Raw genomic sequence first — 13,939 nt, 5'->3', positions numbered from 1 at the left:
GTGCTGCGCCGCCATAGTGTAACCAGAGCAGGGAATCTGCTTCCAGCAGTGTCGGCATATTCCGGGCCACCGTCACTGGGCTCTAAAGGAACACCGCAAACTCCCACAAAAAAAGCAGCTGGATGGCGATCAGAATTGAGTGGTCTGTTTGAGCATCCGTGCCGCTGGTGTATCCGCCGGGCTGACCATCGCATAGTTGTAGCCACTTCCCGACCAGTACTCGGCCTGCAACTCGCCATCACTGCGACTGCCCCTGGGCAGCAGGAAGTTTTTCGGCCCTGGCGGGCGCACGTAGAAACTGATTTTCTGCCCGCTCTGGTTCTCGTAGACCACCATCGCCGCCGGGCCTTGCTCGGTGCTCAGCAGGCGCCCGCTGACCGGTTTGAAACCGCTATCCGAAAGGTCGGGCAGGCGATTGGCCTGTGTGAAGTAGCGGTCGAGCCAGCCTTGCATGTCACCGTCGTCGCCGACTTTGAAATCCGCCGGCAGGAGGCCTTGCTGGGCAATCAGGCGATACGCCTGCAGTGCATCGGTCATTGGAAGCTGGGGGCTCGCCAGTGTCATCTCCCGCGCTTGCCAGCCGCTGACACCGCCGACGCTGACGGCGATGAACAACACCGCGGCACTGGCCAGGTGTCTACGGGATTGGCGTTTAAGGCGCTGGCGTATAACCGCCGGATCCAGGTCCGGGTTCGAGGGTTGTTGCAAGGCACCACCCAGAGCTGCGCGCAGTGTCTGGGCATCCTGCTGCCAGGCACGCACTTGCGCGGCCATCTGCGGGTTGCCGGCCAGAAAAGTCTCCACCTGGCGTCGGTCGGCGTCGCTCAGTTGGTGGTCGACGTAGGCGTGCAGGTCACGCTCGCTGGGGGGCATGCTGATCATTTGAGTCTCCGCAGGGAAGGGCGGTTGATTTCGCCATCGCTGAGTTGGCGCAGGGCCTGGCGAGCCCGGGACAGGCGGGACATCACGGTGCCGGTGGGTACGTCGAGAATCTCGGCGACCTCTTTGTAACTCAAACCTTCCACCGACACCCAGAGCAGCAGCGCGCGCTGCTCGGTGGGCAGCCGGTCGAAGGCGTTGAGGGTCGATTGGGCAATCACGGTGCGCTCCACCGAGGGCTGGGCATCGTCACGCCCGGTGAAGAATTCGAGCATGCGCGCGTAGCGCCGGGAGCGACGGTGGGCATCGAGAAACTGCCGATAGAGAATCGAGAACAGCCAGGCGCGCAAGTCGCCCTCGGCGCGTTTGCCAGCCCAACTCGAGAGTGCCCGCTCCAGGCTCGCCTGCACCAGGTCGTCAGCGCTGCTGGTGTTGCGCGTCAACGACACGGCGAACCGTCGCAATCCTGGAATGATTTCCCTCAGTTGTTCGTCGATATCGCTCATGAAGTTCTGACTAGTCACTACGCTTGGGACTAGGAAGACGTCCGGTACCGGAGGTTATTCCACGTCAGAAAAAATAAATACCGCGCGTGGGAATAAACCTGCATGCGGTTCGTCTGCTTGATTCTTCTCACTTGTGGCCGATGGCCCTGGAGTCTTTCATGGTAGATCGATCATCACCGCCAACCCGGCCACCCTTGAGTGCGGCAAGCCTGACGTTGCGTCTGGCTGGCATTGCCGTGGTCGTTGCCGTCGTGGCTGGGGCGTTTGCCTACGTCAACGGCACCTTTGACCCACAGCGCCTGACCCCGAAGAAACTGATCAACGTGCTGGAAACCAACAACGGCGTGCATCCGGGGTTCCGTCGCAACCATTCCAAAGGCGTGTGCGTGATCGGGCATTTCGAGAGCAGCGGTGAGGCGCGCAGCTATTCCACCGCCCAGGTGTTCAACGAAGCTCGGACGCCGGTGGTCGGGCGTTTCGCCTTGCCGGCCGGCAACCCTTATGCTCCGGACAGTGCCGTGCCGATCCGCAGCATGGCCTTGCGCTTCACCCAGGCCAACGGCCAGCAGTGGCGCACGGGGATGAACAGCATGCCGGTGTTCCCGGTGGGCACGCCCGAGGCGTTCTATCAATTGCAGCAGGCGCAGTCGCCGGACCCGGCTACGGGCAAGCCGAACCCGACCGCGGTTCCGGCGTTTTTCGGTGCGCATCCGGAAGCTGCACCCTTTCTGGCCTGGATCAAGACCGCCAAACCGTCAGCCAGTTACGTCACCGAGACCTATAACAGCGTCAACGCGTTTTATCTGGTGAACGCTGCCGGACAACGCCAGGCTGTGCGCTGGAGCATGGTGCCGGTAGCGCAGGATGCGTCGGGTGCCATGGCGCCCGAGGGCAGCGACTTTCTGGAGAAAGACCTGGTTCAGCGTATAGCCGCAGGACCGTTGCGTTGGCAGTTGAATATCATCCTGGCCAATCCCGGCGATCCAGTAAACGACGCCAGCAAAGCCTGGCCTGAAGGGCGCAAAGTGTTGAACGCAGGCACGCTGGTGCTGGAAAAAACCCAGCCGCAACTCAATGGCGAATGCCGTGACATCAATTACGATCCGCTGGTTTTACCCGCCGGTATCGAAGCATCCGACGACCCGTTGCTCGCCGCTCGTTCAGCCGGTTACGCCAATTCCTACCTGCGTCGCACCAGCGAAGTCAGCCAGTTGCCCGCCGCCAAACAGGAGGCCCAGCAATGAGCACCCAACCCAACCACTTCGCTCCATTGGCGCGACTGCTGCACTGGCTGATGGCACTGATGATCATCGCCATGCTGTTTATCGGTGCCGGCATGGTCGCCTCGGTGTCCGAGCGTCATGAATGGCTGATCAATCTGCACAAACCTTTGGGTGTGGCGATCTTGCTGCTGGTGATCGTGCGGCTGGTGGTGCGGTTCTCCACCACGCAACCACCGCTGCCGGCGGATTTGCCGGGCTGGCAAGCGATGGCGGCCAAGGCCTCGCATGTATTGCTGTATGCCTTGATGCTGGTCTTGCCGCTGCTGGGCTGGACGATGATTTCGGCGTCGGGCGAACCGGTGATGCTCAGCAGTTCGCTGCAGTTGCCATCGATCGTGCCGGCGAACGCCCAGCTGTTTGCGTTTTTGCGCAAGGCCCATGGGTATCTGGCGTACCTGCTGTTTCTGACCGTGTTGCTGCATTTGGCGGCCGCGTTGTTTCACGGCTGGGTGCGGCGGGATGATGTGCTGGACAGCATGTTGCGGGGCAAGGATCGCGGCTAGTTGCAATGGAGAAAAAGATCGCAGCCTGCGGCAGGCGGCGATCTTTTGATCTTGAAGGGAGATCAGCGCAGGGTATCGACCATATCTGCAATGGTGGTGAGCACATCCTTGCCCAGCTGCTTCGAACGCTTGCCCGACCACCCCGTCAACGGATTCGGATGATCGTCATGATCCTTGAACGGCATTTCCAGGGTCAGCGACAGGCAGTCGTACTTCTGGCCCACGCTGTTGCAGGCCAGCGTCATGTTGGCTTGACCCGGCTCGTCGCGGGTGTAGCCGTGTTTGGTCTGGAAATCCTTTGTGGTGTGTTTCAGGTGGTTGCGGAAGTGCTCTTCGAGTTTTTCGATCCGCGGTGTGTAACCCGGATTGCCTTCGCAAGCAGCTGTGAACACATGAGGGATTTCCTCGTCACCATGGACGTCGAGGAACATATCGACGCCGTATTTTTCCATTTGCTGCTGAACGAACAGGACTTCCGGGCTGATTTCCTGGCTGGCGTTCTGCCAGGCGCGGTTCAGGTCCTGGCCCATGGCGTTGGTGCGCAGGTGTCCGTGGAAGGCGCCGTCCGGGTTCATGTTCGGTACCAGGTACAGATCGGCGCCGGCCAGCAGTTTGTTCAGCACCGGGTCGTCGTTTCTTTCCAGGCGTTCGATCACACCTTCCATGAACCACTCGGCCATGTGCTCGCCCGGATGTTGCTGGGCGATGATCCACACTTTGCGCTGGCCTTCGACGCCTGTGCCTTTGCGCAATAGCTGGATGTCGCGACCTTCGACACTCTTGCCGGTGGCCAGCAGTTCGGTGCCGGCCTTGGTCAGCGCCTGCTCGATCAGCCAGTCGTGGCGGCCACGGCTGTAGGGTTCGAAGTAGGCGAACCAGGCGTGGGTCTGCTCGGCTTCGAGGCTGAAGCGCAGGCAGTCGCCTTCGAAAATGGTCGGTACGCGGAACCAGTTGACGTGATCGTAGGACGCCACCGCCTGATAGCCGGCCCAGGCCTTGTTGTAGGAGGATTGGCTGGCATTGTTCAGGCGAAACCAGTGCTCCTGGCCGACATGCAGGCCGCTGGCCTTGAAGTGAAACCATTGGAAATGGTTGCTCTTGGTATCGGGGCGGATCGCCAGCAGGGGCTTGAGCGGGTCGCTGACATCGATTACCTGGATATTGCCGCTGTCGAAGTTGGCACTGATGTCGAAAGAAGATTTAGCCACGGCCATAATCGGGTCCTGAAAATGATTTTTATGGTGGCTACTTTACACGCAAGAGTGGGGTGAAACCGAGGGGAATTGCGGGGTGCGAGGGTGGGGGCGTCCTCCTTGACGCCGCCGCAGCTTAGAGGCTATGCGATTGATTCTCAAGTGCTATCTGTCGCTGGTTTGAACCAATGATGCCGGGCTTCTCTTGCCAACTGGAATTCTTTTGATATCATCCGCGCCATCGAATTTGCGGCACCCAAAGACTTCATTAGCCTGAAGCCAAAGCCAGAAAAACTGGCAAAAAAAAGACCCGGCAAAAAGCCGGGTCAAAAACCGTGATTAGCCTGATGAGGAGATAGTCCAGGAGACCGACCTAAGGTCACCTGGTCCATCGACTGATCTCGCGACCAGCTGATGCAATAATAATCATTCTCGTTTGCAAGTCAAATGTTTTTGCCTGCGCGACAGGAAAATTCTTTCCTGCCCTCTCGATTTGTCTTCTCAGCTCAACCGTTTTCATACTTCTCCAGCGATCGATCGACCATCGCCTTGGCCATGTCGATCATGTGTACGGTCGAAAACGCGAGGTCGCGGCTTGCGCCTTGCAGGTGATTGGCGGACTCGTACGCGGTGGCGGCAGCACAGCGCAACAGGTCCAGGGCATGGACCAGCGCCTCTTCGCCGCTGATATTGCGGTTTACATCAAAAAAACGCGGCTCGGCCACTCCCTCCGAAACAGCTGGTTTCAAGTAATAGTCCAGCGCGCGTTGTGCCGCCGCTGAGTCCAGGGGCGAGGTAAAGGTGGTGTCGATGTGCATGTCCGGCAGGTCATTGGTGGGTTGGTTCATGGCGATGGCAAGCTCCGTGTTAGATTCAGATCCGTGAACCGATCCTAATACGAACTGTATTTGTGACGACAATTTAAATACTACATTTTGTGTTTTGATGGCTGGAGTCGCCCACGTATCGTGCCGCACATGGATAAATGGATTGAATTGGTCAAGGCCAAGATGAGTGAACTCAAAATCACTCAAGAGATACTCGCCGAGCGCCTCGGGATGTCCCAGGGCGGCATTGGCCACTGGCTCAACAAACGTCGTGAACCCGGCATCGAAGACATGAACCGTGTGCTGCGGGCGCTGGGCCTTGAGTTTCTCGAAGTGGCGCTGGTGATCCGGGAGCCGCAGGCGTCAACGGACGACGAAATCCCCCTGACACAGAAGTACAACCCGTACTTTCGCTACCCGGTCAGTGACTGGCGCGAACCTGCCGAAGTGCGTGACGGCGAGGTTCCGGTGTACGGAAAAGGGCACTTTGAACTGTCCGATTACCACGCCCGGGGGCCGGCATTCTGGTTGAGAGTGGCAGGCGATGCGATGACCGCACCCAATGGCATCAGTATCCCGGAAGGCATGCTGATCCTGGTGGACCCTGCGGTGGACGTCGAGCCTGGCAAACTGGTCATTGCCCAGTGGCCGGGCAGCAACGAAGCCACGTTCCGCAAGCTCATCGAAGAGGGCGGGCAGCGTTATCTGGTCCCGCTCAATCCGACGTATCCGAAAGCCTTGTACACCGAAGAGTGTCGAATCATCGGTGTAGTGGTTCAGGCAACAGCCAGGTTCTGATCAGATCGGTCCTCGCGATGCGTAGGACCGATCTTCATTTCACGCTTCTTCCAGTTCGACCAGCGCACTGCCTTCGCTGACCATTTCGCCTTCCTGGCAATACAGCGCCTTGATCACCCCGGCGTGGGGCGCGCGGATGCTGTGCTCCATCTTCATCGCTTCCAGTACCACCAATTGCGCTCCGGCCTCGACCGATTGCCCGGCCTCTACCAGTACCCGGACGATGCTGCCGTTCATGGGAGCGGTCAGCCCGCCCTGATGGCTGTGGCTGGCCTCGACGGCGCTGATCGGGTCGTACGACTCGATGCGGCGCAACTCGCCATCCCACTGCAAATACACATAATCGCCACGGCGTATTGCGCGGTGCTGACGGCGCACGCCTTCGTGTTCGGTCAGCAGTTGCTCGCCCTTGAGCCGAGCGCTGTGGGCATTGATGTCGCCCAGCGTCAGCGCACGGTCCTGACCTTCACAACTCAAGTGAAGGGTGATTTCTCTCGGCAAGCCGGTACGCAGCCCGTTAGGTGCAGCCCACGGCGAACTCGGGTCATCGGCGCGGGTTGCATGAGGCTGGCTCTGGGCGAACGCCTGGGCGGCGGCTTGCCAGAAATCCTCGCTGAGTTCCGCTGGGGTCGGCAGCAACTGTTCCTGATAACGCGGAATGAAGCCGGTATCCAGTTCGGCAGCGGCAAATGCCGGGTGGCCTATGATGCGCCGCAGGAAATTGATGTTGGTCTTCAGCCCGCCGATGGCGAATTCGTCGAGCATGCTCAGCAGGCGCAAGCGCGCCTGTTCACGGTCTTCACCCCAGGCAATCAACTTGCCGAGCATCGGGTCGTAGAAAGGCGATATTTCATCGCCTTCTTCAACGCCGCTGTCCACTCGACGCCCCGGCCCTTGGGCGGATTCGCGATACAGCTCCAGGCGACCGGTCGCCGGCAGGAAATCATTGCCCGGGTCTTCGGCATACAGCCGCACTTCGATCGCGTGCCCCACCAGCGGCACCTGGTCTTGAGTCATCGGCAACGCTTCGCCGCGTGCCACGCGAATCTGCCAAGCCACCAGGTCGAGGCCCGTGATGGCTTCGGTGACCGGGTGTTCGACCTGCAGGCGGGTGTTCATCTCCATGAAGAAGAACTCGCCGCGTGCATCCAGCAAAAACTCCACGGTGCCGGCACCGACGTAGCCGATGGCCTGCGCCGAGCGTACGGCGGCTTCACCCATAGCGCGCCGCAGCTCCGGACTCAGGCCTGGCGCCGGTGCTTCTTCGACGACTTTCTGATGACGACGTTGAATCGAGCAGTCGCGTTCGTTGAGGTACAGGCAGTTGCCGTGCTGGTCGGCGAAGACCTGGATTTCCACGTGACGTGGCTTGAGCAGGTATTTCTCCACCAGCATCCGCGAGTCGCCGAACGACGATTGCGCCTCACGCTGGGCCGAGGCCAGGGCTTCGGCCAATTGGCTGACGTCCTCGACCACTTTCATGCCTTTGCCGCCACCCCCGGCCGTGGCCTTGAGCAACACCGGATAGCCGATGCGTTCGCAGGCGGCGCGGAAGGTTTCCAGGTCCTGGGCTTCGCCGTGATAACCGGGCACCAGTGGCACGCCAGCGGTTTCCATCAGGGCTTTGGCGGCGGACTTGCTGCCCATGGCATCGATGGCCGAGGCGGGCGGGCCAAGGAAAATCAGGCCGGCCGCTTCGATGGCGCGGGCGAACCCGGCGTTCTCCGACAGAAAGCCATAGCCGGGGTGAATCGCCTGGGCGCCGCTGGCCTTGGCGGCAGCGATCAGTTTGTCGATCTGCAGATAGCTGTCGACGGCCTTGCTGCCGCCGAGGTCAACCCGAATGTCGGCTTCGCGGCTGTGCCGGGCGTCACGGTCGGTGGCGCTGTGCACGGCCACGGTGGTCAGGCCCAGGGCCTTGGCGGTACGCATTACCCGGCAAGCGATTTCGCCACGGTTGGCCACCAGCAGGGTGGTGAGGACAGGTGCGCTCATCAACGGGGCTCCTTGGTGGTTTCGGCTTGCCAGCTCGGCGGACGTTTTTGCAGGAAGGCGCGCAGGCCTTCCTGGCCTTCGGGGCTGACGCGGATGCGGGCGATGGCGTTTTCGGTGTAACGGCGCAATGCCGGGGTCAGTGAGCCGTCGCCGACTTCGCGCAACAGGTCCTTGCTGGCGCGCATCGCGGCCGGACTGTTGAGCAGCAGGTTGTCGATCCATTGCTCGACTTTCTGTTCCAGCTCGGCACCTGCATAGCTCTCCGACAACAATCCGATTTCCCGTGCCCGTTGCCCGCCGAAGCGCTCAGCGGTCAAGGCGTAGCGACGTGTAGCGCGCTCGCCAATGGCTTGCACCACGAACGGGCTGATTACCGCGGGTGCCAGGCCGATGCGCACTTCCGACAGGCAGAATTGCGCATCATCGGCACCGATGGCCATGTCGCAGCAACTGATCAAGCCCAACGCGCCGCCAAAGGCTGCGCCTTGCACGACGGCCAGGCTCGGAATCTTCAGTTTGGCCAGGTTGTACATCAATTCCGCCAGTTCCCGGGCGTCATCGAGGTTGGTGGCGTAATCGAGCTCGGCCGATTGCTGCATCCAGGCCAGGTCGGCGCCGGCGCTGAAATGCTTGCCGCGACCGCGCACGATCAGAAACCGCAGGCTGGCATCGCTGGCGACTTTGTCGAGGGCGAGTATCAGTTCGCGGATCATTTCGGCATTGAAGGCGTTGTTCTTTTCTTCACGGCTGAGCCACAGCGTGGCAAATCCACGGGGGTCGGTCAGCAGTTCGAGGGTGTTGAAGTCGCTCATATTGTCCGTCTCCACAACTCTATTCTTCTGTAGGAGCGAGCAGGCTCGCGATGAGCGCTCAACCGACGCTGGCTACCTGATGCCCCGCGTTATCGTTAACGCCTATCGCGAGCAAGCTCGCTCCTACAGAGGTCGGATCACATCCGGAACACGCCGAAGCGGCTCGGTTCGATTGGCGCGTTCAACGACGCGGACAAGGCCAGGGCCAGTACGTCGCGGGTCTGGGCCGGGTCGATGACACCGTCGTCCCACAGACGCGCGCTGGAATAGTAGGGGTGACCCTGTTCTTCGTACTGGTCGAGGATCGGTTGCTTGATCTCGGCTTCCTGTTCGGCGCTGAAACCATGGCCACTGCGCTCGGCCTGTTCGCGCTTGACCTGCACCAGCACGCCGGCCGCCTGTTCGGCGCCCATCACGCCGATGCGCGCATTCGGCCACATCCACAAGAAGCGCGGATCGTAGGCGCGACCGCACATGCCGTAGTTACCAGCACCGAAACTGCCGCCGATGATCACGGTGAACTTCGGCACCTTGGCGCAGGCCACGGCGGTCACCAGTTTCGCGCCGTGCTTGGCGATGCCGCCAGCTTCGTACTTCTGCCCGACCATGAAACCGGTGATGTTCTGCAGGAACAGCAGCGGGATGCCGCGCTGGCACGCCAGTTCGATGAAGTGCGCGCCTTTCTGCGCCGCTTCAGCGAAGAGGATGCCGTTGTTGGCGAGGATCGCGATCGGGTAACCGTGCAGGTAAGCAAAACCGCAGACCAGCGTCGTCCCGAACAGCGCCTTGAACTCGTCGAACACCGAACCATCCACCAGCCGCGCAATCACTTCGCGCACGTCAAACGGTTGCTTGGCGTCGGCCGGGACCACGCCGTACAACTCGTCACTGCTGTAGAGCGGGGCGATCGGCGTGCGTTGCTGAACCTCGCCTTGCTTGCGCCAGTTGAGGTTGGCGATACTGCGGCGTGCCAGTGCCAGGGCGTGTTCATCGCTCTCGGCATAATGGTCGGCCACACCGGAAATCTTGCAGTGCACATCGGCCCCGCCGAGGTCTTCGGCACTGACCACTTCACCAGTCGCGGCTTTCACCAGCGGCGGGCCGGCGAGGAAGATGGTCGCTTGTTCGCGGACCATGATCGCTTCATCGGCCATGGCCGGCACATACGCGCCGCCAGCGGTGCAGGAACCCATGACCACGGCAATCTGCGGGATGCCCATGGCGCTCATGTTGGCCTGGTTGAAGAAGATCCGCCCGAAGTGCTCGCGGTCCGGGAACACTTCATCCTGACGCGGCAGGTTGGCGCCGCCAGAGTCCACCAGATAGATGCACGGCAGACGGTTCTGTTGGGCGATGGTCTGGGCGCGCAGGTGCTTTTTCACCGTCAGCGGGTAATACGAGCCACCTTTGACCGTGGCGTCGTTGGCGACGATCATGCACTCGACGCCTTCCACACGGCCGATCCCGGCAATTACGCCAGCAGCGGGGACGTCTTCGCCATACACCTCGTACGCCGCCAGTTGGCTGATTTCCAGAAACGGCGAACCCGGATCCAGCAAGCGGTTGATGCGTTCGCGAGGCAGCAATTTGCCCCGCGAGGTATGGCGTTCCTGAGCCTTCGGGCCGCCACCTTGCGCCACTTGGGCGAGCAGGGTGTGCAACGCGTCGACCTGCTTGAGCATCGCTGCGCTGTTGGCGGCGAACTCCGCTGAACGGGGGTTGAGCTGGGTATGCAGGGTAGCCATGTGCAGCTCCGTTTAGCGGGTTTCGTTGAACAGTTCGCGACCGATCAGCATGCGACGGATCTCACTGGTGCCCGCGCCGATTTCGTACAGCTTGGCGTCACGCAACAGACGGCCGGCCGGGAATTCATTGATGTAGCCGTTGCCACCGAGAATCTGGATCGCGTCGAGGGCCATTTGCGTGGCGCGTTCGGCGCTGTAGAGGATCACGCCGGCGGCGTCCTTGCGCGTGGTCTCGCCGCGCTCGCAAGCCTGGGCCACGGCATACAGGTAGGCGCGGCTGGCGTTGAGTTGGGTGTACATGTCGGCGACCTTGCCCTGGATCAGCTGGAATTCGCCGATGCTTTGGCCGAACTGCTTGCGGTCGTGGATGTACGGCACGATCAGGTCCATGCACGCCTGCATGATCCCGGTCGGGCCGCCGGAGAGCACGACACGCTCGTAGTCGAGGCCGCTCATCAGTACTTTCACGCCGCCATTGAGCACGCCGAGGATATTTTCTTCCGGCACCTCGACGTCATCGAAAAACAGTTCGCAGGTGTTCGAACCGCGCATGCCGAGCTTGTCGAACTTGTTGCTGCGACTGAAGCCTTTCCAGTCGCGCTCGACGATGAAGGCGGTGATGCCGTGAGGGCCTTTTTCCAGGTCGGTCTTGGCATAGATCACGTAGGTGTTGGCGTCCGGACCGTTGGTGATCCAGGTCTTGCTGCCGTTGAGCACGTACTTGTCGCCGCGTTTATCGGCACGCAGTTTCATCGACACCACGTCGGAACCGGCATTCGGTTCGCTCATGGCCAAAGCGCCGATGTGCTCGCCGCTGATCAGCTTCGGCAGGTATTTGGATTTCTGCTCGTGGTTGCCGTTACGGTTGATCTGGTTGACGCACAGGTTGGAGTGCGCGCCGTAGGACAACGCCACCGAAGCCGATCCACGGCTGATTTCTTCCATGGCCACCACGTGGGCCAGGTAACCCAGGCCGGCACCGCCGTACTCTTCCGGCACGGTAATGCCCAGCAGGCCCATGTCACCGAATTTGCGCCACAGGTCGGCGGGGAACAGGTTGTCGATGTCGATCTGAGCGGCGCGCGGGGCGATCTCCTTGGCGACGAAGGACTGAACCTGATCGCGCAGCATGTCGATGGTTTCACCGAGGGCAAAGTTCAGGGATGGATAGTTCATGGGTCACCTTTTGGCTTTTTTGTCGGTTGGTGAGACTGTCAATGGGTTCTCACCTTTACGTTAACGTAAGCCTGTGACGAATGGCTGTCAATCACCCTTTACGTAAACGTCAACTTGGGTGATTCTGTAGGAGCGAGCTTGCTCGCGAAGGACGTCAACGATACCCCGTGTTGTCTGGATAAACGCGGTGCCTTGACGTTCTTCGCGAGCGAGCTCGCTCCTACAAAATAAAGACAATAGGGGTCGTCATGGATCAACCCAGTGCAAGCCCGCAACGCAGTTACACCCGTGGTTCCCAGGACAAAGCCTTGCTGGCGATGACCATCGGCCAGGCGTTCGACAACACGGTTGCGCAGTACCCGGACGGGGAGGCGCTGGTGGTGCGCCATCAACAGCTGCGTTATACCTGGCGGCAATTGGCCGAGGCCGCGGACCTGCACGCCAGGGCACTGCTGGCGCTGGGGCTGCAAGCCGGGGACCGCCTCGGTATCTGGGCGCCGAACTGTGCGCAGTGGTGCATCAGCCAAATTGCCACCGCGAAAATCGGCGTGATCCTGGTCAACATCAATCCGGCGTATCGCAGTTCCGAACTCGAATACGTGTTGAAGCAATCCGGCTGCCAATGGCTGGTGTGTGCCGGGGCCTTCAAGACCTCGAACTATCACGCCATGGTGCAGGGCCTGGTGCCGGAACTGGCGGAGCAGTCCATCGGTAAATTGCTCAGCGAGCGGTTGCCGGAGTTGCGCGGCGTGATCAGCCTGGATGTGCAGCCGCCCAGCGGTTTCCTGCCGTGGTCGCAACTGACGGATCTGGCTGGCAGCGTGTCTCCTGAACAATTGCGCGAACGTCAGGAAAGCCTGCATTTCGATCAGGCGGTGAACATCCAGTACACCTCTGGCACCACCGGCTTTCCCAAGGGTGCGACCCTCAGTCACTACAACATTCTCAACAACGGTTACATGGTTGGCGAAAGCCTGGGCTTGACGGCGGCCGATCGCCTGGTGATCCCGGTGCCGCTGTATCACTGCTTCGGCATGGTCATGGGCAATCTTGGCTGCATCACCCATGGCAGTACGATGATTTACCCGAACGACGCGTTCGATCCGTTGCTGACCCTGGACACTGTGGCTGAAGAAAAGGCCACCGCGCTGTACGGCGTACCGACCATGTTCATCGCCATGCTCGATCAACCTCAGCGTGCCGGGTTCGACCTGTCGAGCCTGCGCACCGGGATCATGGCGGGCGCAACCTGTCCTATCGAGGTGATGCGCCGGGTCATCAGCGAAATGCACATGAGCGAAGTGCAGATTGCCTACGGCATGACGGAAACCAGTCCGGTGTCGTTGCAGACCGGTCCTTCAGACGACCTGGAACTGCGCGTGACCACCGTCGGCCGCACCCAGCCGCAACTGGAAAGCAAGATCATCGACGAAGCGGGCAACCTGGTGCCGCGTGGCACCATCGGTGAGCTATGCACCCGCGGTTACAGCGTGATGCTCGGCTATTGGAACAACCCTGAAGGCACGGCGGACGCCATCGATCAGGCTGGGTGGATGCACACCGGCGACCTGGCGAGCATGAACGACGAGGGTTACGTGTGCATTGCCGGGCGCAACAAGGACATGATCATCCGTGGTGGTGAGAATATTTACCCGCGGGAGCTGGAAGAATTTTTCTTCACTCATCCGGCCGTTGCGGATGTGCAGGTGATCGGCATTCCTTGCTCGCGCTACGGCGAAGAGATTGTCGCCTGGATCAAGTTCCACCCCGGCCACAGCGCTACCGAGCAAGAGCTGCAAGCCTGGTGCAAGGAGCGCATCGCGCACTTCAAGACGCCGCGCTACTTCAAGTTCGTCGAGGAGTTTCCGATGACGGTGACTGGCAAGATCCAGAAATTCCGGATGCGCGAGATCAGTATCGAGGAGTTGCGCGAAAAGCAGGAATGAAGAGGAAGCCTGTGGGAGCGAGCTTGCTCGCGATGAGGGTGTGACATTCAACATTTGTGCTGACTGATCCACCGCCATCGCGAGCAAGCTCGCTCCCACAGTGTCTTGCAGAGTTTTCAGAATCGCAGACAGCACAAAGGGGAGCCGAAGCTCCCCTTTAATTTTTGTTGCGCGTGCTCTTTTTTTATTATTGAGGGTCGGTCTGTTTTTGTTTTTGGCAACCGTTGCCCTTTACCGCTGTTTTTGGCGATCCCCATTCGGGATCAAGAGCAAACG

At 60.5% G+C, this 13,939-nt stretch carries 12 protein-coding genes; 4 read left to right on the top strand and 8 right to left on the bottom strand.

All coding sequences use genetic code 11. The features are described 5' to 3' along the window. Positions 1–129: 129 nt before the first annotated feature. Together AC1Q6Y_RS25445 and AC1Q6Y_RS25440 are read right to left on the bottom strand one after the other, a co-directional pair. Entirely contained in the window at positions 130–882 is a 753-nt protein-coding gene (locus tag AC1Q6Y_RS25445) for an anti-sigma factor family protein (protein ID WP_492625410.1), read from the bottom strand. After that, positions 879–1,385, bottom strand: a complete 507-nt coding sequence (locus AC1Q6Y_RS25440; protein ID WP_492625409.1) for a sigma-70 family RNA polymerase sigma factor — start codon at positions 1,383–1,385, stop codon at positions 879–881. The genes AC1Q6Y_RS25445 and AC1Q6Y_RS25440 overlap by 4 nt, the downstream gene beginning before the upstream one ends. Before the next feature lie 158 nt (positions 1,386–1,543). Between AC1Q6Y_RS25440 and AC1Q6Y_RS25435 the strand changes: the two genes are divergently transcribed. Both AC1Q6Y_RS25435 and AC1Q6Y_RS25430 read left to right on the top strand, forming a co-directional pair. Then, positions 1,544–2,629, top strand: a complete 1,086-nt coding sequence (locus AC1Q6Y_RS25435) for a catalase family peroxidase (protein ID WP_492625408.1) — start codon at positions 1,544–1,546, stop codon at positions 2,627–2,629. Continuing rightward, positions 2,626–3,171: a cytochrome b gene (locus AC1Q6Y_RS25430; protein WP_057714120.1), complete on the top strand. Its 546-nt coding sequence runs from the start codon at positions 2,626–2,628 to the stop codon at positions 3,169–3,171. Before AC1Q6Y_RS25435 ends, AC1Q6Y_RS25430 begins: the two co-directional genes overlap by 4 nt. A 62-nt stretch (positions 3,172–3,233) precedes the next feature. Here the strand turns inward: AC1Q6Y_RS25430 and AC1Q6Y_RS25425 are convergent, their stop codons facing one another. Together AC1Q6Y_RS25425 and AC1Q6Y_RS25420 are read right to left on the bottom strand one after the other, a co-directional pair. Beyond that, positions 3,234–4,385 carry a M14 family metallopeptidase gene (locus AC1Q6Y_RS25425; protein ID WP_492625407.1) on the bottom strand — a complete coding sequence of 384 codons (1,152 nt, stop codon included), beginning with the start codon at positions 4,383–4,385 and terminating at the stop codon, positions 3,234–3,236. Positions 4,386–4,870: 485 nt separating this feature from the next. After that, positions 4,871–5,212, bottom strand: a complete 342-nt coding sequence (locus AC1Q6Y_RS25420) for a DUF6124 family protein (RefSeq protein ID WP_223504161.1) — start codon at positions 5,210–5,212, stop codon at positions 4,871–4,873. 129 nt (positions 5,213–5,341) lie between these two features. On the opposite strand from AC1Q6Y_RS25420, the gene AC1Q6Y_RS25415 reads away from it, so the two are divergent. Next, positions 5,342–5,989, top strand: a complete 648-nt coding sequence (locus AC1Q6Y_RS25415; protein ID WP_150812591.1) for a LexA family protein — start codon at positions 5,342–5,344, stop codon at positions 5,987–5,989. A gap of 39 nt (positions 5,990–6,028) precedes the next feature. Here AC1Q6Y_RS25415 and AC1Q6Y_RS25410 read toward each other — a convergent pair whose 3' ends face one another. The 4 genes from AC1Q6Y_RS25410 to AC1Q6Y_RS25395 form a co-directional block, all read right to left on the bottom strand. Then, positions 6,029–7,984: an acetyl/propionyl/methylcrotonyl-CoA carboxylase subunit alpha gene (locus AC1Q6Y_RS25410; protein ID WP_492625406.1), complete on the bottom strand. Its 1,956-nt coding sequence runs from the start codon at positions 7,982–7,984 to the stop codon at positions 6,029–6,031. Continuing rightward, positions 7,984–8,796, bottom strand: coding sequence for a gamma-carboxygeranoyl-CoA hydratase (locus AC1Q6Y_RS25405; RefSeq protein WP_340314098.1), 813 nt, complete (start codon positions 8,794–8,796; stop codon positions 7,984–7,986). The genes AC1Q6Y_RS25410 and AC1Q6Y_RS25405 overlap by 1 nt, the downstream gene beginning before the upstream one ends. Positions 8,797–8,933: 137 nt before the next feature. Beyond that, complete coding sequence (locus tag AC1Q6Y_RS25400; protein WP_090456656.1) at positions 8,934–10,541, bottom strand: carboxyl transferase domain-containing protein; 1,608 nt, start codon at positions 10,539–10,541, stop codon at positions 8,934–8,936. Between the two features lie 12 nt (positions 10,542–10,553). Further along, positions 10,554–11,717 carry an isovaleryl-CoA dehydrogenase gene (locus AC1Q6Y_RS25395; RefSeq protein WP_340314095.1) on the bottom strand — a complete coding sequence of 388 codons (1,164 nt, stop codon included), beginning with the start codon at positions 11,715–11,717 and terminating at the stop codon, positions 10,554–10,556. Positions 11,718–11,965: 248 nt separating this feature from the next. On the opposite strand from AC1Q6Y_RS25395, the gene AC1Q6Y_RS25390 reads away from it, so the two are divergent. Beyond that, positions 11,966–13,663: an AMP-binding protein gene (locus tag AC1Q6Y_RS25390; protein ID WP_407515643.1), complete on the top strand. Its 1,698-nt coding sequence runs from the start codon at positions 11,966–11,968 to the stop codon at positions 13,661–13,663. Positions 13,664–13,939 lie beyond the last annotated feature (276 nt).

It is taken from the genome of Pseudomonas sp. GW823-FHT06E10, from assembly GCF_058794995.1.
The sequence above is the reverse complement of the archived record's forward strand: the minus strand, read 5'-3'. Positions and strand labels throughout refer to the sequence as shown.

Excerpts from the sequence above, each read along its gene's own strand:
- AC1Q6Y_RS25445 (WP_492625410.1), bottom strand. The coding sequence starts at position 882 with ATGATCAGCATGCCCCCCAGCGAGCGTGACCTGCACGCCTACGTCGAC.
- AC1Q6Y_RS25440 (WP_492625409.1), bottom strand. The coding sequence starts at position 1,385 with ATGAGCGATATCGACGAACAACTGAGGGAAATCATTCCAGGATTGCGA.
- AC1Q6Y_RS25435 (WP_492625408.1), top strand. The coding sequence starts at position 1,544 with ATGGTAGATCGATCATCACCGCCAACCCGGCCACCCTTGAGTGCGGCA.
- AC1Q6Y_RS25430 (WP_057714120.1), top strand. The coding sequence starts at position 2,626 with ATGAGCACCCAACCCAACCACTTCGCTCCATTGGCGCGACTGCTGCAC.
- AC1Q6Y_RS25425 (WP_492625407.1), bottom strand. The coding sequence starts at position 4,385 with ATGGCCGTGGCTAAATCTTCTTTCGACATCAGTGCCAACTTCGACAGC.
- AC1Q6Y_RS25420 (WP_223504161.1), bottom strand. The coding sequence starts at position 5,212 with ATGAACCAACCCACCAATGACCTGCCGGACATGCACATCGACACCACC.
- AC1Q6Y_RS25415 (WP_150812591.1), top strand. The coding sequence starts at position 5,342 with ATGGATAAATGGATTGAATTGGTCAAGGCCAAGATGAGTGAACTCAAA.
- AC1Q6Y_RS25410 (WP_492625406.1), bottom strand. The coding sequence starts at position 7,984 with ATGAGCGCACCTGTCCTCACCACCCTGCTGGTGGCCAACCGTGGCGAA.
- AC1Q6Y_RS25405 (WP_340314098.1), bottom strand. The coding sequence starts at position 8,796 with ATGAGCGACTTCAACACCCTCGAACTGCTGACCGACCCCCGTGGATTT.
- AC1Q6Y_RS25400 (WP_090456656.1), bottom strand. The coding sequence starts at position 10,541 with ATGGCTACCCTGCATACCCAGCTCAACCCCCGTTCAGCGGAGTTCGCC.
- AC1Q6Y_RS25395 (WP_340314095.1), bottom strand. The coding sequence starts at position 11,717 with ATGAACTATCCATCCCTGAACTTTGCCCTCGGTGAAACCATCGACATG.
- AC1Q6Y_RS25390 (WP_407515643.1), top strand. The coding sequence starts at position 11,966 with ATGGATCAACCCAGTGCAAGCCCGCAACGCAGTTACACCCGTGGTTCC.